The organism is Bradyrhizobium sp. SZCCHNS1022, assembly GCF_032484835.1.
Classification (GTDB): Bacteria; Pseudomonadota; Alphaproteobacteria; order Rhizobiales; family Xanthobacteraceae; genus Bradyrhizobium.
On sequence record NZ_JAUETT010000001.1, the window covers coordinates 1,646,280 to 1,664,780 of the forward strand.

The 18,501-nt window shown below is 62.0% G+C and carries 23 protein-coding genes; 16 read left to right on the forward strand and 7 right to left on the reverse strand.

Annotation, left to right across the window (positions count from 1 at the left end; translation table 11 throughout):
* Window positions 1-7: 7 nt before the first annotated feature.
* The 11 genes from QX071_RS07435 (at window position 8) to QX071_RS07485 (ending at window position 9,201) form a co-directional block, all read left to right on the forward strand.
* The gene (locus QX071_RS07435) at window positions 8-1,138 is read left to right on the forward strand and encodes a saccharopine dehydrogenase family protein (RefSeq protein WP_315701507.1); all 1,131 of its coding nucleotides are present in this window, start codon (window positions 8-10) and stop codon (window positions 1,136-1,138) included.
* A gap of 65 nt (window positions 1,139-1,203) precedes the next feature.
* Window positions 1,204-2,055 (forward strand): transporter substrate-binding domain-containing protein, encoded by an 852-nt coding sequence (locus tag QX071_RS07440; RefSeq protein ID WP_315701506.1) that lies wholly within the window; start codon window positions 1,204-1,206, stop codon window positions 2,053-2,055.
* Window positions 2,056-2,164: 109 nt separating this feature from the next.
* Window positions 2,165-2,881: an aspartate/glutamate racemase family protein gene (locus QX071_RS07445; protein WP_315701505.1), complete on the forward strand. Its 717-nt coding sequence runs from the start codon at window positions 2,165-2,167 to the stop codon at window positions 2,879-2,881.
* 5 nt (window positions 2,882-2,886) lie between these two features.
* Window positions 2,887-3,546, forward strand: coding sequence for an amino acid ABC transporter permease (locus QX071_RS07450; RefSeq protein WP_315701504.1), 660 nt, complete (start codon window positions 2,887-2,889; stop codon window positions 3,544-3,546).
* 36 nt (window positions 3,547-3,582) lie between these two features.
* Window positions 3,583-4,374: an amino acid ABC transporter ATP-binding protein gene (locus QX071_RS07455; protein WP_315701503.1), complete on the forward strand. Its 792-nt coding sequence runs from the start codon at window positions 3,583-3,585 to the stop codon at window positions 4,372-4,374.
* A gap of 22 nt (window positions 4,375-4,396) precedes the next feature.
* Window positions 4,397-5,680: an FAD-binding oxidoreductase gene (locus tag QX071_RS07460; protein WP_315701502.1), complete on the forward strand. Its 1,284-nt coding sequence runs from the start codon at window positions 4,397-4,399 to the stop codon at window positions 5,678-5,680.
* A 263-nt stretch (window positions 5,681-5,943) separates the two neighbouring features.
* The gene (locus tag QX071_RS07465) at window positions 5,944-6,204 is read left to right on the forward strand and encodes a hypothetical protein (protein WP_315701501.1); all 261 of its coding nucleotides are present in this window, start codon (window positions 5,944-5,946) and stop codon (window positions 6,202-6,204) included.
* Window positions 6,205-6,563: 359 nt separating this feature from the next.
* Window positions 6,564-6,749: a hypothetical protein gene (locus QX071_RS07470; RefSeq protein ID WP_315701499.1), complete on the forward strand. Its 186-nt coding sequence runs from the start codon at window positions 6,564-6,566 to the stop codon at window positions 6,747-6,749.
* Between the two features lie 472 nt (window positions 6,750-7,221).
* Entirely contained in the window at window positions 7,222-7,839 is a 618-nt protein-coding gene (locus tag QX071_RS07475; RefSeq protein ID WP_315701498.1) for a DUF5343 domain-containing protein, read from the forward strand.
* Entirely contained in the window at window positions 7,836-8,405 is a 570-nt protein-coding gene (locus tag QX071_RS07480; protein ID WP_315701497.1) for a Swt1 family HEPN domain-containing protein, read from the forward strand. The genes QX071_RS07475 and QX071_RS07480 overlap by 4 nt, the downstream gene beginning before the upstream one ends.
* Window positions 8,406-8,523: 118 nt before the next feature.
* Complete coding sequence (locus QX071_RS07485) at window positions 8,524-9,201, forward strand: transposase (RefSeq protein WP_315701496.1); 678 nt, start codon at window positions 8,524-8,526, stop codon at window positions 9,199-9,201.
* A 254-nt stretch (window positions 9,202-9,455) separates the two neighbouring features.
* Here the strand turns inward: QX071_RS07485 and QX071_RS07495 are convergent, their stop codons facing one another.
* Window positions 9,456-9,923 (reverse strand): MarR family winged helix-turn-helix transcriptional regulator, encoded by a 468-nt coding sequence (locus QX071_RS07495; protein WP_315701495.1) that lies wholly within the window; start codon window positions 9,921-9,923, stop codon window positions 9,456-9,458.
* Between the two features lie 65 nt (window positions 9,924-9,988).
* Between QX071_RS07495 and QX071_RS07500 the strand changes: the two genes are divergently transcribed.
* The 4 genes from QX071_RS07500 to QX071_RS07515 all read left to right on the forward strand — a co-directional run bounded on the left by QX071_RS07500 (window position 9,989) and on the right by QX071_RS07515 (window position 12,585).
* A complete protein-coding gene (locus tag QX071_RS07500; protein WP_315701494.1) occupies window positions 9,989-10,279 on the forward strand; it encodes a DUF1330 domain-containing protein in 291 nt (96 codons plus the stop codon).
* Window positions 10,280-10,324: 45 nt separating this feature from the next.
* Window positions 10,325-10,495: a hypothetical protein gene (locus QX071_RS34020; RefSeq protein WP_409977525.1), complete on the forward strand. Its 171-nt coding sequence runs from the start codon at window positions 10,325-10,327 to the stop codon at window positions 10,493-10,495.
* 766 nt (window positions 10,496-11,261) lie between these two features.
* Window positions 11,262-11,609 (forward strand): hypothetical protein, encoded by a 348-nt coding sequence (locus tag QX071_RS07510; RefSeq protein ID WP_315701493.1) that lies wholly within the window; start codon window positions 11,262-11,264, stop codon window positions 11,607-11,609.
* A 298-nt stretch (window positions 11,610-11,907) separates the two neighbouring features.
* A complete protein-coding gene (locus QX071_RS07515; protein WP_315701492.1) occupies window positions 11,908-12,585 on the forward strand; it encodes a ParA family protein in 678 nt (225 codons plus the stop codon).
* A gap of 121 nt (window positions 12,586-12,706) precedes the next feature.
* Here QX071_RS07515 and QX071_RS07520 read toward each other — a convergent pair whose 3' ends face one another.
* The 4 genes from QX071_RS07520 to trxB all read right to left on the reverse strand — a co-directional run bounded on the left by QX071_RS07520 (window position 12,707) and on the right by trxB (window position 16,266).
* Window positions 12,707-12,841 carry a hypothetical protein gene (locus tag QX071_RS07520; RefSeq protein WP_315701490.1) on the reverse strand — a complete coding sequence of 45 codons (135 nt, stop codon included), beginning with the start codon at window positions 12,839-12,841 and terminating at the stop codon, window positions 12,707-12,709.
* 189 nt (window positions 12,842-13,030) lie between these two features.
* The gene (dapA, locus tag QX071_RS07525; protein WP_315701489.1) at window positions 13,031-13,945 is read right to left on the reverse strand and encodes a 4-hydroxy-tetrahydrodipicolinate synthase; all 915 of its coding nucleotides are present in this window, start codon (window positions 13,943-13,945) and stop codon (window positions 13,031-13,033) included.
* 423 nt (window positions 13,946-14,368) lie between these two features.
* The gene (locus QX071_RS07530) at window positions 14,369-15,292 is read right to left on the reverse strand and encodes a LysR family transcriptional regulator (RefSeq protein ID WP_315701487.1); all 924 of its coding nucleotides are present in this window, start codon (window positions 15,290-15,292) and stop codon (window positions 14,369-14,371) included.
* 8 nt (window positions 15,293-15,300) lie between these two features.
* The gene (gene trxB, locus QX071_RS07535; protein WP_315701485.1) at window positions 15,301-16,266 is read right to left on the reverse strand and encodes a thioredoxin-disulfide reductase; all 966 of its coding nucleotides are present in this window, start codon (window positions 16,264-16,266) and stop codon (window positions 15,301-15,303) included.
* A gap of 287 nt (window positions 16,267-16,553) precedes the next feature.
* Between trxB and QX071_RS07540 the strand changes: the two genes are divergently transcribed.
* Window positions 16,554-17,033, forward strand: a complete 480-nt coding sequence (locus tag QX071_RS07540) for an Lrp/AsnC family transcriptional regulator (RefSeq protein ID WP_315701483.1) — start codon at window positions 16,554-16,556, stop codon at window positions 17,031-17,033.
* Window positions 17,034-17,185: 152 nt separating this feature from the next.
* On the opposite strand, the gene QX071_RS07545 is transcribed toward QX071_RS07540, so the two are convergent.
* A complete protein-coding gene (locus QX071_RS07545; RefSeq protein ID WP_315701481.1) occupies window positions 17,186-17,584 on the reverse strand; it encodes a DoxX family protein in 399 nt (132 codons plus the stop codon).
* A 314-nt stretch (window positions 17,585-17,898) separates the two neighbouring features.
* Window positions 17,899-18,375 (reverse strand): transcription elongation factor GreA, encoded by a 477-nt coding sequence (greA, locus tag QX071_RS07550; protein WP_315701480.1) that lies wholly within the window; start codon window positions 18,373-18,375, stop codon window positions 17,899-17,901.
* Window positions 18,376-18,501 lie beyond the last annotated feature (126 nt).

Sequence of the window (18,501 nt, forward strand, 5' to 3'; positions counted from 1 at the left end):
GTTCGATATGGCTCAATCATCGCGAAACATCGCCGTTCTCGGCGCCGGGCAGATTGGTACCGTGATCGCCGGCATGCTGGCGGAGCAGGGGCACAAGGTGACCCTGGCGGACGCATCGGACGCGCAGCTCGGCTTGAGTGCCGGACGCATCTTCGCTACCACAGTTGTGGATGCCGGAGACGTTGCTGCCCTCCGCGCCTTTCTGAAGGACCAGGAGATCGTCGTCAGCGCATGTCCGTATTTTCTCAACCGTGGCATTGCGCAGACCGCCGCGGAGACCGGCACCCATTATTTCGACCTCACCGAGGACGTCGCCACGACCGCCTATATCAAGGACATCGCAGCGGGCGCGGACGTGATGTTTGCGCCGCAATGCGGCCTGGCGCCGGGCTTCATCTGCGTGCTCGGGGCGGAGATGGCATCGCGGTTCGATAGCGTGAAAACCATCAAGATGCGCGTCGGTGCGCTGCCGCTCTATCCGACCAATGCCTTGCGGTACAACGTGACCTGGTCCGTCGATGGGTTGATCAACGAATACTGCAACCCCTGCGAGATCGTGTTTGACGGCAAGCCGACGGCGGTGCCGGCGCTGGAGGGGGTCGAGGGCGTGATGATCGATGGCGTCGCCTATGAGGCTTTCAACACCTCAGGCGGGCTTGGCACTTTGACCGAGACCTTGGCGGGCAAGGTTCGCGACATGAGCTACAAGACCTTGCGCTACCCCGGACATGCCGAGATCATGAAGTTGCTGTTGCAGGGACTCGGGCTTGCGGACGACCGGGAGACCATGCGCCGCATCCTCAATCGCGCAGCTCCATTTACGCGCAAAGACGTCGTTGTGATCTTCGTCACCGGCATCGGTGAGCGCGACGGCCGCATGGAGGAGGACAGCATCGTCCTGCGCTACGATGGCCGACCCGAGCTCGGGGCGATCCAGCTGACGACGGCCGCGGGCTGTGTCGCGATGGTCGAGCTGTTTCTCGCGGGCAAGCTGCCGGCAAAGGGCTTTGTGCGCCAGGAAGATGCAAGCCTGTCCGACTTCCTGTCGACCCGTGAAGGTAGCCGGCTGGCCAGGGAGGCCCGTAGCACCGAAACGGGTGACTTTGTCGCACGGTTTGCTAGCAAAAGGGCGGCATGAGTGTGTCCGACCTCGCGGCATCGCAGTCCGGGGTCAAAAAATCAACTTTAAGAGGGGGAGTTTGAATGGTCAATCGTCGTGAAATCGGATCGCTTGTGGGACTTGGCGCGGCGGCCGCTGCGATCGCAGCGAGCTCGGCGGTGTCGCCGGCCCTTGCGCAGTCGCAACCGGAGAGCACGTTCGCGCAAATTCGCAGGACCAAGAAGCTCCGTATCGCTGGTATCGTCGGCACCGAGCCCTATTACCACAAGGACATCGCGACCGGACAATGGTCGGGCTTCTGCGTCAGCATGGCGACCGAGCTGGCCAAGGCGATGGAAGCCGAGATCGAGATCATCGAGTCGACCTGGGGCAACTCGGTGTTGGATCTCCAGGCCAACAAGATCGACATCATGTTCGGACTGAGCCCGACGCCGTCGCGGGCTCTGATCGTTGAATTTACCCGCCCGATCATGAACAACACGTTCACCATCATCGCGAAGCCCGGCTTCGAGCCGAAATCATGGGACGACCTCAACAAGCCGGAGGTGAAGGTGGCCGTGGATATCGGATCCACGCACGATCTCTATGCGCGGCGGACGCTGCCGAAGGCGACGCTGGTTGCGCTGAAGTCCCCGGATGAGGCCGTGCTGGCGGTGCAGTCGGGCCGGGCGGACTGCCTGATCCAGGTGGCGATGCTGTCGCTGGTGACCGTCAAGAAGAACGCGAAGGTCGGCAAGGTCATCATCCCGACGCCGGTTGCCGCGCAGCCGACCTGCTGCGGCGTGCGTGTCGATTCCGATACCCGCTTCCGCACCTATGTCGACAACTGGCTGGAATATAGCCGTGCCCTCGGCGCGCTGCGCGAATGGATCCTGGGGAGCCTTTCGCTCGTGAACATCCAGGAGCAGGACATTCCTCCGGGCCTCCAGTTCTGATGCTGTCGATCGATCTGCCCGCGTCCACGCATGACGCGGGCAGTTTTGCATCAGGGCTCTCCTGATTGCATCGCATCGTTGAAGGAATCGATGTTTGAAGGGATACGGCTTGACGCAGAATGATCGACACCCTCCGCTCGGCATCATTATGCTCGATGCAGCGATCCACCGTCCGCCAGGGGACGTCGGCAATTCCGCAAGCTGGCCGTTCGATGTGATCTTCAAGATCGTTCCAGGAGCATCCGCGCGTAAGATCGTCGGTGGCGATGACGCCGACCTCATGGATGCGTTCGTTAAAGCCGGTGACGAGCTGCATGCGGAGGGGGCCATCGGACTCACGACGTCGTGCGGCTTTCTGGCCGCACGACAGTGCGAGCTTTCCGCGAGGATGAAGCTGCCGCTCGCAACCTCGAGCCTTTTGCAATTACCCATCGTCGAGCGCTGCCTGTCGGCGGGCCGCCGAGCGGGCGTCGTCACCTACGATGCGAAGGCTTTGACCGAGAGGCATTTCGTTGCCGTCGGCGCCGACCCGGGCACGCCGCGAGTCGGGCTTCCTGCTGATGGCGCGTTGCGCGCGCATATCGAAGGCGATCGCCCCTATGATCGCGAATGGCTGCGGCGGGACGTTTTCGCAGCCGTCCAAACGCTTCTCTCCGGCGATCCGAGCATCGGTGCCATCGTGTTCGAATGCACCAACCTGCCACCGTTTTCCGACGAGGTGTCGCGCGCCTTCGGATTGCCGGTCTATGACGTCATCACACTCGGGCGCTGGTTCTATTCGGGGCTGACCCAGACCGCCTATTCGCAATCGTTTGGTATGGGGTAGGCGAGATGCATTACGAGTGGAGCTTCGGCTTCCTTCTGCAATACAGCAAGCTGATCGGCGTCGGTACGGCCTATACGATCGGCTTCACCATTCTCACCGCGATCGCCGGCTTCGTCGTCGGCTGCATCGTGGCGATCGCAAGCCTGTCCAACATACGGCTGATCTCGTCACCGCTGGTGATGCTCGTCGAGATCTTCCGCTGTACGCCGGTGCTGGTTCAGCTGGTGTGGATCTACTACGCGCTCCCGGTCCTGATCGGCGTTGAGCTGTCGCCTGCGGTGGCGGCCTTCATCTCCCTGAGCCTCTATGGCGGCGCGTTCTATTCGGAGATCATTCGCGGCGGCATCGTGTCGATCGATCCCGGCCAGTGGGATGCCGGGCGCGCCCTCGGCATGCGCCGCTTCGACCTGATGCGGCGCATCGTGATGCCGCAGGCGTTGAAGCGGATGATTCCGCCGCTGGTCAATCAGGCCGTGCTGCAGCTGAAGAACACCTCGCTTCTCTCCGTACTGGCGGTGCCGGACCTGCTGTATCAGGGGCAGTTGATCACGTCGGCGACCTACCGACCGCTCGAGACCTACACGATGATCGCTGTGATCTACTTCATCATCCTGTTCCCGATGACCCGTGTCGCGCGCGTGCTGGAAGCGCGCCTCGCGCATTGAGGTGGGCCGATGTCAACGAGCGAGGCGAATGCTCCCATGTCCGATGCCGCGATGATCGAGCTCATTCACGTGAAGAAATCCTTCGGGGCCGTGAGCGTGCTCAAGGACATATCTCTGCGCGTTCCGCGCGGGGGCGTCGTCGCGCTGATCGGGCCCAGCGGTTCGGGCAAGTCCACGCTGCTCAGGTGCCTCAATCTGCTGACCCTCCCGGAAAGCGGAGTCATCCGCGTCGGTCGGAGCACCATGGACTTCACGAATGGACATCAATTGCCTCGCGACAAGGATCTCGCAGCGTTTCGCGCGCGGACCGGCATGGTGTTCCAGAACTTCAACCTGTTTCCGCACATGTCGGTCATCCGAAACGTGATGGAGGGGCCCGTCACCGTCCTGAAGGTTCGGCCGGACGAGGCACGCCAGACGGCGCTGGCGCTGTTGGACAAGGTCGGATTGAGGGACAAGGCCGACGTCGCCCCGGACAAGCTGTCCGGAGGGCAGAAGCAGCGCGTGGCGATTGCCCGTGCACTCGCGATGAAGCCGGAGGTGATGTTGTTCGACGAAGCGACCTCGGCGCTCGATCCCGAGCTCGTCGGCGAAGTGCTGGCGGTCGTCCGCCAGCTCGCGGCCGAAGGAATGACGATGGTGCTCGTGACGCACGAAATGGCATTTGCGCGCGAAGTCGCCGACACCGTGGTGTTCATGCGCGATGGTGTCGTGGTCGAGGACGGACCGGCGCGACAGGTGATCGACACACCGCAGCAGTCGGCGACACGCGCCTTCCTCAGTCATTTCCATGGCGGCCGCTTGCCGGCCGCTGCGGCCACCGCGTGAAGACGCAAGGACGCAGCTCCTCATGGAACAGAGTCAGACGCCGCTGCGCATCGCAGTGATCGGCGCCGGCATCGTCGGCGCCGCCACGGCCTGGGAGCTGATCAAGGACGGACATGCCGTCACGCTGATCGAGCCGGATGAGCCCGGCGGACCCCAGGCGGCGAGCTTCGGCAACGGCGCCTGGATCAGCCCCGCGTCGATCATCCCGATGTCGATGCCCGGTCTCTGGCGCAAGGTGCCGGGCTATCTGCTCGATCCGAGCGGACCGCTGGTGCTGCGCTGGGCGGCCCTGCCTTCGCTGGCACCGTGGCTGTGGCGCTTCCTCGCAGCCGGTTGGACCGTGCAGAAGGTCGAGCATACGGCGCGCGTGCTCGCATCGATCCTGCGCGATGGTCCGCAGCGCCATGCCCTGTTGGCGGAGGAGATCGGACGGCCCGATCTGATCCGTCGCACCGGCCTGCTCTATGCCTATCGGGACCGCAAGGCGTTCGAAGAAGAGGCGCTCGCCTGGCGGCTTCGGAGCCAGAACGGGCTGCGTTGGGTCGAGCTCGACGCCGACGAGTTGCGTCGGCGTGAGCCGGACTTGAGCCCCGGCTACCGGTTCGCGGCCTTTGTCGAGGAAGGCGCGCATTGCGCCGATCCAGGCGCCTATGTGTCGGCAATCGTGGCGGCCGCGCTTGCGCGCAGCGCTGATCTTCGTCGCGCGCGAGCGACGGGGTTTATCATGGCCAATGGCCGCCTTGAGGCCGTGGCGACCGACCAGGGGCGGGTCGACTGCGATCGCGCCGTGATCTGCGCCGGCATCTACTCCAAGGCGCTCGCTCGGGCCGCTGGCGATCGCGTCTCGCTTGCTAGCGAGCGGGGCTACCACGGCGTGATCACATCCCCTCGCGCCGGCCCGCGGCTTCCTATCATGCCGAGCGATGGAAGAATGGCCAACACGCCCACGGCTGCCGGCCTCCGGCTCTCGGGACAGGTCGAGCTTGCGCATGTTGACGCCAAGCCGGATTGGGCCCGCGTCGAGATTCTTGTTCAGCATGCACTGAAAACCTATCCGGGCCTCGGGTCGCGTGGACGTCTGGCGATAGAACGCTGGATGGGGCACCGGCCATCGACGCCGGACGGTCGTCCAGTCATCGGTCCGTCCCCGGCGTCACCGGATATCTTCCACGCGTTTGGACACGGACATATCGGTCTGGCTTCGGGCCCGCTCACCGGACGGATCATCGCCGACCTCGTCTCGGGCAAGGACGCACCGATCGACATTCGGCCGTTCGCCATATCGCGATTCGGCCGGTCTAGGTAACGGATGACGTCGGGAGCGACATGAAGCTGCGATGGGCGCGCAACCGGGCTTTCGATTCCGGGGCACGGCGAGCGCAGTCAAACGCCGTCAAATTGCCACCGCCAGCGGATGTCGTTATCGGTGGTGCCTCCCCGAAACCACCGATGAGAAAGTCCTGTGTGACACCGGCTTGATCGCTCGCGGTGCGGGCGCGGCTGGTCGCGCGTGCCCAGGATTGGACTTGGTCGAGCACGCGTGCGCATCTGCGCGGCAGGGACGACGGCGTGACCGCACGCGAGTCGGTGCGAGAGATTTTTCCTGATGTTGCCGGGCTGCTGACGAACTCACCGGACGATGAGGATGATCTGTTCTCGAAACTGCGCGCCGCCGAGAGCATCGGCCGGCCGCTTGGAAGCGACCGCTTCCTGGCCCGGATCGAGAAGCTGACGGGACGGGTGCTCAAGCCGGCCAAGCGCGGGCCGAAGCCGGCGGAATGGGAGGAGGGAAGAGGGCGGCGATGCCCGGCGCAGTGCCGTCGTAATTAAGTGCACTGTCACCGAAATCCGGGGCACAATTTTGCGTTGCAGCACAATTTTCGGAGAGGATGGGGGCGCTGTTACGGCTGTAACGAAAAAGCGATCACCGGAAATCGTTCTTGAACGATGTGAGCGCGAGGGCTGAGCGGTGCGTGTTGGAACCCATCTTGCCCGCAGAAAACTGAGGTTCCGCTTATAGGTCGCCGGTTTGGCGAACCCCAAAGGGAGCTAAGCCGAGAGGTACTGACCGGAACGCCTGTCAGCAGGAGATGTCGAAAGTCCATTGTGGAGAACGGCTCGTTGGCTCGCGTGCGACAACTGGACGGCTATGATGCAGCCCTTGGTTGACCTCTGGAAAGGAGAAATCAATGGCAAAAATGGCGAAGAAGTCAGGCGGCGGGAAGCGCTATGAAAACCCACCGCCCAAAACGTCGCGTCCGGTCAAACATCTCGCGGGTGAAAAACTCGAAGGCGGCACGAAACCTGAGAGGACGCTTGCCGCATCCGTCGAACGACACATTGAGCCAAGAAAGTCTCCCCGCAAAAAACATTAGCTACCCATGCAGCGCTTCATGGACGCGACCGAGGTCGTCATGCGCCACGTACGGGCTCATGGCGGTTTCGTGGTTCGCCAGCTTCTTTGAGATGCCGTTGATGAGCCGGGTAAATCGCCGCTCGCTCATGCCTATGCCGAAATCTTGGTGCTCGCCATAGGTGGTCGAGACGTCGCCCGGTCATTCGCTTTCGACCTCTCGGCTTACCGATACTACCTCAGCACGGCCATAGGGCGGACTACCGTTAGCGTATCCGCCATTTTCATAGCGACGACGGGGGGACGGCCGCCACTCGAGTTTAGTTTGGCAAAATTGAAGTGGCGCATCACGCGTCGTCGATCCGCTCTACGCGCTATGTTCAGTAGGCTTTTGTCCGCATGTGAAAAGGTGGAATACGGCAACCTCCGAGCGATTGACGGGAGGAGCGCGTGTTAAAATTGGCGTTGGCTGATTCGCTGAGGAGCGCCTATCTATGCCCGTCCAGTTGCCGTACTTGAGCAGCTACAAGAACGTCAGTACCCTTTTCGAGAAAATCAATAGCGCGAAGATCCCAGAGACCTTCAATCATCAGTTCATGCAGGACACGATAGGCTTGAAGTCAACGGGCGACCGTCCTCTTATTCCATTTTTGCGTAACCTCGGTTTCATCGATACGGCGAATAAGCCAACGCCCAAATATAGCTTGCTGAAAGGGTCGGAGGACCAACGCAGGACCGCAATAGCGGAGGGCCTGCGCAAGGCTTATGGACCGCTGTTCGACTCTGACGAGAGGGCTTGGGAGTACACGGGCGAGAAGTTGCGGAGTCTGGTCTCACAAGTTGCAGGTACCGATGAGGACATGACGGCCCGTATTGCGAATACTTTTGCGGCGGTCGCGAGGCTCGGCGATTTTAAGTCGGCCTCAAAAGAGGAGCCCAAAAAGGAAAAGGAGAATAGCCCGGAGGTGGAAGTCGAGGACCACGGGGCCGGCCGGAAAGTAAAGGGCTTGAGAACGGAGTTCCATTACAACATTCAAGTTGTCCTGCCATCGAACGGCTCGGAGGAGGTGTATCTCAACATCTTCAACGCCATCCGCAAGACGTTCCAATGACGATAGATTCTACCGCGTCGCTCTTTGTGATGCTCGGTCAGACGGCTGAGAAGACGGTCGCCAAAATCGACAACGTCGTGCCCAAGGAGACGCTTCTGATTTCCAAGGAGCAGGACCTAGCCGCGGTTGTTCCGGACATTGTTCGCAAGGCGGTCGAGGCATCTGAGCCGTACAAGCTCTTCTTTTTCTTTGAGAGTTATCTGCGTGACCTACTGGTCGAGGTGCTGTCGAAGGAAGGGACGGTTCCCAATTGGTACGAGAAAGTACCAAAGGACGTGCAAGATGAAGTCGAAAAGCTAGAAGCGACCGAGGAAATGAAGAGTTGGATGTCCTTAGGTTCGCGCGACAAATCGGCACTCCTGACGCTGCCTCAACTCTTGAAAGTGATCGAGCAGAACTGGAAAGAGGGCTTCGATGATCTGATCAGGGATAAAGGACTAATTCAGGAAGCTCGGCTGCTCGTGCACCTGCGCAACACGATCTGCCACATGAGCATCATTCCTGCTGAGGAGGTCGAGCGCATCAAGCAGACAATGCGGGACTGGTTTAGAGTCGTTGCCCCATAGTGCTGCAGGTAGAGTGCTTAGGCAAATTGCGCGGCACAGTTGGCTGAAATTTCGGTGACAGATTTCGGTGACAGTGCACTTAATTGACACCTGCGAACGGCACATGGCAGGATGAGCCATGGCCCGTCTTGCCCGCGTCGTCATTCCCGGTCTGCCCCACCATGTGACCCAGCGTGGCAACGGGAGGGCGCGTACGTTCTTCGGCGACGACGATTACATGCTCTATCGCGATCTGCTCGCCACACATTGTCTCGCCGCGAAGGTTGAGGTGTGGGCATGGTGCCTGATGCCCAACCATGTGCACCTGATCCTGGTGCCGTCGGATGCTGACGGCCTGCGGCGGGCGCTATCGCGCGTGCATCGCATCTATGCGGGGATCGTCCAGGCGCGCCGCAAGCGCAGCGGGCATTTTTGGCAGGGACGGTTCGGCGCGGTGGCGATGGACGAGGCGCATCTCGCCGCAGCGTTGCGTTATGTCAGCCTCAACCCGGTGCGGGCGCGGCTGGTCGCGCGCGCCCAGGATTGGGCTTGGTCGAGCACGCGTGCGCATCTGCGCGGCAGGGACGACGGCGTGACCGCACGCGAGTCGGTGCGAGAGATTTTTCCTGATGTTGCCGGGCTGCTGACGAACTCACCGGACGATGAGGATGATCTGTTCTCGAAACTGCGCGCCGCCGAGAGCATCGGCCGGCCGCTTGGAAGCGACCGCTTCCTGGCCCGGATCGAGAAGCTGACGGGACGGGTGCTCAAGCCGGCCAAGCGCGGGCCGAAGCCGGCGGAACGGGAGGAGCGATGAGAGCGGCGGCGCCCGGCGCAATGGCGTCGTAATTAAATGCACTGTCATCGAAATTCGGTGATCGACCGTCAGCTCAACCGCGAGGTGTGGGGCATCGTGCAGGGCGGATCGGTGTCTTGGCAGATGGGGCGACAGCGGGGGCTACAAGTTTAGGCTATGATGGAAGCCTAGCGTCGGAAGTAGCCAGGATGAACTGGCGCGCGAGCGATTGGCAATGCAACACTGACGGCGCCCCAGCGGAACCGGCGGGCGGTTCATTCAGAGCTTTCCGATGCGGCGGTCTGAGCGGCCTGAGTAAGCCGAGACATGATGTTACGCGCAACGTGTGACGCTTCCTCACCGAGAATGTCTGTCAATCTAGCTCTAGCTCGCTCCCAAACGACGATGGCTGCCTCCATCAACCTGCGACCTTCGTCGGTAAGCACCAAGCGCTTCCCGGCGCGACCGAGACCTCCTTGGCTGTATACGAGACCCCTTTGCTCAAGACTCTTGACGTTGCGGCTGAGAGTGGTGGCGTCCACTCCCGCTCGCGCGGCCAGTTCCGCGAGCGTCGGCTCGTGGCTGCCACCAATTCCTACCAGAAGGCTGAACTGCTCAGCGGTGATCCCCAGCGAGCGGAAGCAAGCATTGTAAAAGCGCGTGACCGCTCGTGCGGTCGCTCGCGCCTGGAATGCCGGGCATTCGGTTTCGATGAGGCGATAGAGATCTGAATCGTCCGTCATATGTCGGCCTCGACAGGCTTCGAGAAAGAGAATAATGTATATGCATTATTTCAAGGAGAAACACCATGCCAGCCTATGTCCACGTCAACCTCCGGGTTAAGGATGCTGCTAAGCAAGCGGATTTGGCCCCGCACTTTCAGGCAGCCCTCACAGCCGCCGGGGGGCGCATCCTCCATTTCGGACCTGTCGCTCGGGTGTTGGAAGGAAACGTGGAGCCGCTGCCTCTAGCCGGCATTTTTGAGTTTGCGACGTTGTCCGACGCTCTTGCATTTTACAACTCGTCAGAATACGCGCCGATCAAAGTCGAGCGCGATGCGGCTCAAGAGGCGCGCATGTTTGTCGTCGATGCAGGCTGACGGGCGTCAAGGTCATGAGCCGAGCGCAAAAATCGCGGTAAAGCGATGCCCGGCATCCTGGACACGACGCCATCCATGATCCAACTCACGTTGAGCCTCTACATGGTGATGCTCGGCGAGTGGCAGGGCGCGCGCCTCGTCGATTCGGTCTGGATCCGCTTCATGGCGACGCCCCAGACGTATTGCGGTGACAGTGCATTTATCTTTGGGCTGTGAGATGTGCGGTGGCCTGCAGGTCCATCGCTCATAGTTCGATTACGCCGTCGCGCCGGTCTATGACGCTTATTCCGATTTTCAGAAATCACCTTGACTCCACCCCCAAATCAGTGGTTTCATCCGCGACATCCCGCCTCGATGCTGAGGGGCGTACGCGCGATCGTCACGATACGTGAGGCGGGGATGCGGTGGCCGCGGCACATCAGGCGCTATTGCGCGACGACTGATGGCGCTTGCGGGCGGTGAAGTCGTGTGGTCCTGGCGCCCCGGTGCTGGCGTTACGTTGGCGACGATGCTTGGCATCGCGCCGACAACGGGGACAAAAGAGCCGGTCCCCGGGGAGAGCACGTATAAGCCGTAAGCCCATCGCGCAGGGAATGCCGGTTGATCGGCTTGACCTGTGGTGACTGCCGCCTGCTTTTTTTCTGCAGGCGGGCCATGGGTGAGGCCTTCACCCGGCATTCCCTGCGCCCTCGCGCTTTTGGAGAGAGGGCCTGTTGCAGCCAAACTCGGGCATCTGGTGCCGCGAGACCGTGAGCGTGCGCCCGCATGGCATCTGGGCAGAGTTGCGATGAAGAATTCATGTCAGGCGGTGCAATTTCGGACATTGCGAGATGCAGGGCGGCGGGCCGGCAGCGTCCGGGAGTCCGTCGACCTCCGTCCTTGAGGCCCCGCATGAACGATGAGGCGGTCAGTCCTCTCTATCGCGGAGCTTGCGAATCTTTCATATTTCAATCAGAGTTTGCAATCACGAGGGGAGGGGCGCATGACCGTGAACGGGTGGGGAGGCATCGGCGCCGTATTGCTCCTGTCGGCGGTGGCGACGGCGCATCCGGCGACCAGCTATGCCTACACGCCCGAGCAGCAGCAGGCCTGCACCGACGACGCACTCCGGCTGTGCAGCTCGGATGTCCCCGATGTCGACCGCATCACCGCCTGCATGGTCCGGCACAAAGCGGAGCTGTCGCCGTCATGCCGCGCTCAGTTCGGGCCGGAGCCGGGCGAGACTGCGACCTCCGCGACCGGTAAGCCGATGAGCATCCGGCCTGTGGCGAAGAAGCCGGCCGGCAAGAGAACGCAAGGGAAGAGATCCGCAAAGTCCGAGGCGAGTTGAGCGGAGGTTCGGCAGGACGGATGCAAATCCGAGCAGTTCGACGTGAGCAGTCCGACGCTTTGCGTTCGGACACGTGGATTGCTGTTGAGCGAGTTATCATCGGGAAAGCGTTTGCAGCCCGATGTTCAACGTTGGACGGGTGATCGGCGTTGCTCGATCGTGTGCTGGCCGCGGGTGTGACTCAAAACCAACGCGAATCAGCAATCAGGAGTTACGCCATAACAAACACTAAATTTTTCTTCCGCGAATCAGCCCGCTGATTCATTTTTGTTTCCGGGGTCAATCTGGAGGCCAAAGTATGAACGTTATTGTTTTCGCTTCGCGTAAGGGGGGCTCGGGCAAGAGCACGCTCGCTGCCCATCTCGCTGCGCAGATCAAGTCGAGCAAGTCTTGTCTGCTCATCGATGCCGACCCGCAGGGGTCGCTGACGCTCTGGCACAAGCTGCGCGGCACCAACGAGCCGCCGATCAAGACCGCGGTGAATTCGGTGAGCGGGATCGTTGCCGCCGCCCGCCGCGAGGGCGTCGAGTGGGTGCTGATCGATACGCCGCCGACCGTTTCGGCCGTCGTCGAAGACGCCATCAAGAACGCCACCATGGTCATCATCCCGGCGCGTCCGGGCGTGTTCGACGTCAACGCGGTGCAGGAGACGATCCAGACCTGCCGGGCGGCGCGCAAGCCCTATGCCGTCGTGCTGAACGGTGCGCCGGCGCGCCGCGACGAATCCGAAAGCCCGATCGTCACCATCGCCCGCGAGGCGCTCGCCAAGTTCAGGGCGCCGGTCTGGGGCGGTCAGATCACCAACCGCGCCGACCTGCTGATGGCGCTCGGCCAGGGCGAGGGCGTGCGCGAATATTATGCCGAGGGTCGTGCTGCGGCCGAGATCGCAAGGCTGTGGGCTGCGATCGAGCGTTCGGTGCGGGCGATCCGGGGCACCGTGTCGGCGAACGGCGCGATGCACAAGCAGGCGGCTTGATCGCGTCCCGAAGTCAGGAGCGTACAACGCACGGCTCCCGCGCGTTGGTTTAAGTGGTCAAAGATCTCAGAGCCGTGCGGCGGCGCGGCTTGATCTTCCCGACCTCCAGCCGGCAACCAGGCTAGACGACCATCAGGAAATAGACCGCGATCGCGGGCGTCAGGGTCAGGATGACGGACCAGATGCCGATCGCCCAGAGAATGTCTTCTCGAGTGAAGCTCTGCTGCGCAGAGTAGGGATGATGCTGTAAAGCCACGACGCCCCCGCGTTCTTGCTCTTCGCGAGTTTGATATTGGAATAGTTTTAAAAGCCGGTTGCGATTTCGCTTCCATTTGTTCGCTTCGATTTGCTCGCGGGGATTAGTTTGCATTTAACTCGATGGCAGCCGATCGGCATCGGTTCGCGGCATGCCGCGCCGGGTCAGCGGCGCGGCCATACAGGTCCCTCATGCAGGTAACAGGACGCCGTGCCGGTGCGCGATCAGCTGGTCGAGACGGGCGGCGAGCTCGACGCTCACCTCCACCATCGGCAAACGCAGCTCGGGGCTGGCAATGACGCCGGTGCGGGCGAGCCAGTACTTCGCCGGGGCCGGGCTCGGCTCGGCGAACAGCAGCCGCGTCAAGCTCTCGACGGCATCCCAGCAGGCGGCTGCGCTGTCATGACGGCCGGCCGCGATGTGAAGCTGGATGTCGGCGAAGGTCTCGGTCTCGATATGCGCCGAGAGCAGGATCGCGCCATCCGCCCCGGCCTGAAGCGCGTCGAAGCTCTGCGCGTCTTCTCCCGTCATCACGCGGAAGCCGTGCGGCCGCTTTTGCAGGAGTTCGCGGGTCTGCGCGCGGTTGGCGCAACAATCCTTCAGGCCCACGATCTTGGGGTGCTCGGCGAGCCGCAGCAGCGTTTCGTTGTCGAGCCCGACCGCGGACCGGTAGGGGATGTTGTACAGGATGATCGGATGCGCGGTGCGTTCGGCCAGCGCCAAGAAGTGCTGCAGGAGCCCGCGTTGCGAGGGCCGCACGTAGAACGGGCTCGAGATCAGATAGCCGTCGATCGGCCAGGTCGCGGTCCGATCAAGCGCCTCCGCCAGCTCCGCCGTGGCCGCGGCGCAGAGGCCGAAGCAGATCGGCAGGGTTCGGCCGGTCGCCGCCAGTTCGGCGCGCACGATCCTGACCAGGCGCTCACGCTCGGCCCACGACAGCGCCAGGCCTTCGCCGGAGGTCGCAGCCAGGATGAGGCCATCGATCGGCTTGGCCGCATAATGCCTGACAAGGCTGCGCAACGACGGCTCATCCAGCTCGCCGTCACGGAACGGGGTGATCAACGGCAGCCAGAGGCCGTGCAGTTGGGTGCGCAGGTCGGTCATGGTCCATCTCCTTGTTTCGAGCCGGGAGACGGAGCCAACAAAAAACCCCGTCCTAGCGGCGGGGTTTTGCGAAGCGGCGGATCAGAAATTCAGCGCGCGCGTCCACACCTCCCCCAAGGGGGAGCTTTTTTCGACGACAGCTTAGCGTGCGACGACGTGGACATGGCTCCTACATGCGTGGAAGCGGCCGTACTGTCAACGACAGGTTGCCTTAAGCGCAAAAAAATAGCCGGGCCCAATGAGCCCGGCTGGAGGTTTGGCCATGTGAGGCCGACACAATCACCTTCCAAGAGGGATTCCTGAACGCCCGCGCCACTGGAGGAGGGGGACAAATGCGCAACGCGAGCGCTCAGTACGAACTTATTATGGTACCCGCCACCGCTACCCAGCAACCATGCGAGCCGCATGTCAGACATGCACAAATCAGGACGGCCAGCGCTGCGCTTTGCTCACGACAAAGTCACGGAACACCTGCACGCGCGCCACCGTCTTCAACTCTTCGGGATAGACAAAGTAGGTGTCGAGCTGGATCGAATCCGACTCGCCGAAAAGTTGCACCAGGCGGCTGTTTTCTTCGACCAGATAATCCGGCAGCGCGGCGATGCCGAGCCCCTGCTGACAGGCGCGCACCAGCCCCAGGATGTTGTTGACCTTGAAGTAGGCCTCGCGCGGTCCGGAGCCGTTGCGGCCGGCCTCGACCAGCCAGTTGCGGTTCTGCAGATGCGGAGCGACCTGGCCGTCGGCCAAGGTGATGATGCGATGGCTGTCGAGTTCGTCGAGGGTGCGCGGCGTGCCGAACCGCTTCACATATTCCGGCGAGCAATAAGCATGGAAACCCATCGCGAACAGCTTGCGTTGGATCAGGTCGGGCTGGGTCGGCTTGCGGGTGCGGATCGCCACGTCGGCCTCGCGCATCGAGAGGTCGAGCTCCTCGTCGGTCACGATCAGCGAGATCCGGATCTCTGGATAGAGCGCTGTGAACTCGCCGAGCCGCGGGATCAGCCAATTGATGCCGACCCCCGGCGTGGTCGTGACCTTGAGGTCGCCGCTCGGCCGCTCCCGGCTGTCTGTCAGCTTGGCGCGCGCCGCCTGGAGCTGCATGAAGACGTCATGCGCGGTGCGGAACAGGAGATCGCCTTGTTCGGTGAGGATGAGGCCACGTGCATGGCGGTGGAACAGCGAAACCGACAGCTCCTGTTCGAGCGCGCTGACCTGGCGGGACACCGCCGATTGCGACAGCCCGAGCTGCTCCCCGGCATGCGTGAAGCTCCCTGCTTCCGCCGCTGCGTGAAACACCTTCAGCTTGTCCCAATCCATATCCGTAAATCCGTCGCGAGTTCGTGCCATCGTTGAGTTCATTCCGCAGCCGCGCGTTCGCTCGCGGCATGCGCAAGGAAGCGTTCGGCCTCGAGCGCAGCCATGCAACCCATGCCGGCTGCGGTGATCGCTTGGCGGTAGGTTTCGTCGGCCACGTCGCCGGCCGCGAACAGGCCGGGGACGGACGTCGCCGTCGAATTCGCCGCGACCTCGACATAGCCGGAGGGTTTCAATTTCACTTGGCCGGCGACGAGGTCGGTCGCGGGCGCGTGTCCGATTGCGATGAAGACGCCGTCGGCCCGGAGCTCGGTCAGCGCGCCGGTCTTGATGTTCTTGAGCCGGACATGGGTGACCTTGGCGGGCGAGCTATCGCCGCAGACCTCGTCGAGTGCACTGTCCCACACCACCTTGATCTTGGGGTGGTTGAACAAGCGGTCCTGCAGGATGCGCTCGGCGCGGAAATGATCGCGCCGATGCACGACCGTGACCGATGCCGCAAAATTGGTCAGGAACAACGCCTCCTCGACCGCTGTGTTGCCGCCGCCGACCACGACGACGTCCTTACCTCGGTAGAAGAAGCCGTCGCAGGTCGCACAGGCGGAGACGCCGAATCCCTTGAACTTCTCCTCGGAGGGGATGTCGAGCCAGCGCGCCTGGGCGCCGGTTGCTAGGATCACGGTATCCGCGAGGTAGGTGTCGCCGGAATCGCAGGTCAGCTTGAACGGCCGCCGCGACAGGTCGAGCTTGGCGACATAGTCCGTCTTGATCTGGGCGCCGACATGCGCCGCCTGCTTCTCCATCTGTTCCATCAGCCAGGGCCCCTGGATCACGTCTGCGAAGCCCGGATAGTTCTCGACGTCTGTGGTGATCGTGAGCTGACCGCCCGGCTGGATGCCCTGGATCAAGATCGGCTCCAGCATTGCCCGCGCTGCGTAGATGGCTGCCGTATAGCCGGCTGGGCCGGAACCAATGATGACGACCTTGGCGTGGAGCGGAGCTTGCATGGGGCGGATTTCTCGTCGGGCGGGGGATTTTCGCGATGTGGCAAGCGGAATGTGCCGGCACACGCCCCGGCCGCCCATCGAAAGTGTCAAATCCAAGTCTAAGGCATCTGGCTAGCCATGCAAGAATTGCAACGCATCTCAGCGAATTTTCCCTTCACGAGCCGGTCATTGGCTGGAAAAGGCGTAATAAAATTGCGCAAATGAGCCGGCCTGCGCTAAGACAGTTCCGTCCCCTCGGGGTGACCGACCGGTCATCCGCCGCAGCTTCCGCCAGGACCAATATCCCCGTGTCGAAAAATCTTGACGAGATAGACCTCAAAATCCTGAGCGAGATCCAGGCTGACGGCCGGATCACCAATGTCGAGCTGGCAAAGCGGGTCGGCATCTCTCCGCCGCCCTGCCTGCGGCGGGTACGGACCCTGGAGGAGGAAGGCTACATCACCGGATATCGGGGCCTGCTCGATCCACGCAAGCTCGGCTTCGATGTGACGGTGTTTGCTTCCGTCCATCTCTCCAGTCAGGCGGATGCGGACCTCAAAGCGTTCGAGGAGTTCGTGCGTGCCGAGCCGCTGGTACGGGAATGCTGGATGTTGTCGGGCGAGGTCGATTTCATCCTGAAATGTGTGGCGCCCGACATGGCGACCTTCCAGGAATTCGTGACGCACCTGACCGCGGCACCCCATGTGCGCAATGTCAGGACGTCGCTCGTGCTGCACAACTCGAAATACGAGGCGGCGGTGCCGCTCGACGTGAAGGGACGGGATTGATCGTCCCGTCATTCTGGGGCGATGCGACCATCAAAGCTCAAATGGGCAATTGCACATCTGGGAATCTCAAGCTTGCGATTCGTCCCTTCCGCGCAAAATGGCTTTGCCATTTTGTCGCGGAGGCATCCCACAATGACCACGAATTGATGTGATTACATCTTCTTCCGGATCACCGCGTCCAGGCTGATCGGGCCGCCGCCCGAGGTCATCAAATAAAGGCATGCGAAGCAGAGCGCGATCGCGAGCGAGCCGCCGTTGACGACGGGAAAGAAGTTCTTCGGAAAATGGCCGATGAAATAGGCAAACGCCATTTCCCCCGAAAGAATGAAGGCGACCGGCCGGGTGAAAAGGCCGAGCATCAGGAGAGCACCCAGGATCAGTTCGATCGAGCCTGCTACTCCGTACAGGGACATGATCTGGACTTTGGCGAAAGGCGAATCTGGCGGGAAGTGAAGGATCTTGGCCACGCCAAATTGAAACAAGAGCAGCCCGGCGATGAAGCGAAACAGGCTAAGCGCCGCCGGCTGCCAGGATGAGAGCATCTTCTCCATATCGATCTTCCCCAGTCAAAACGAGCAAAGCTCCAAACGGACAAAGCCGGCCGCGGCGAGCGGAGGCTGCCGCGATCGCATGCCTTCTCCCCGAGAAGGAGGGACGCCGCAGCCCGTGTTTGCCCCTATCGGATATGCTCTATCGCAACGGCCCGCGTCCGTCACTGGAATGTGTTCGCGTTGTCGATGAATTGACTTAGCTAGCGAACAGCTCGCCTGGTCGTGCTCGGGGTCTTACAATCAGTAATTGCAGCGCAACAAAAAAGCCGCGCAGCATGCGCAGCTTTTTGTAGGGCGGAAGTGGCAGCCGTGGGCTAGCGCCACTCCACCTTTGCAATTTCATAGGATTTGGCGCCGCCCGGCGCCATCACTTCGACGGAGGTGCCCTTCTTCTTGCCGATCAGGGCCCGCCCCAGCGGCGAGGTGATGGAGATCTTGCCCTTCTTGGCGTCGGCCTCGACCTCGCCGACGATCTGCCACACCGCCTTCTTCTCGGTGTCCTCATCGATCAGGGTCACGGTGGCGCCGAACTTAATGGTGTCGCCGGACAGCTTGGTGACGTCGATCACATCGGCGCGGGCCAGCTTGTCCTCGAGCTCGGCGATGCGCCCCTCGTTATGCGATTGCTCCTCTTTCGCAGCGTGATACTCGGCATTTTCCGAGAGGTCGCCATGCGAACGCGCTTCCGCAATGTGTTCGATGATGCGCGGACGGTCCACCGATTGACGCTGCTTCAGTTCGGTCTCCAGCGCGGCGTAGCCGACCGAGGTCATGGGAACCTTTTCCACCATCTCTTCTCGTCCTTCAGTCGTGCGCGCAGGGGCCCGCACGAGTCATACGTTCAGATTAAGCTTTTGCGGCTCAAAGCAAAGCCCGAAAGCCCGGCATGCTCGTCCCCTTTGAGGGCCGAGACAACA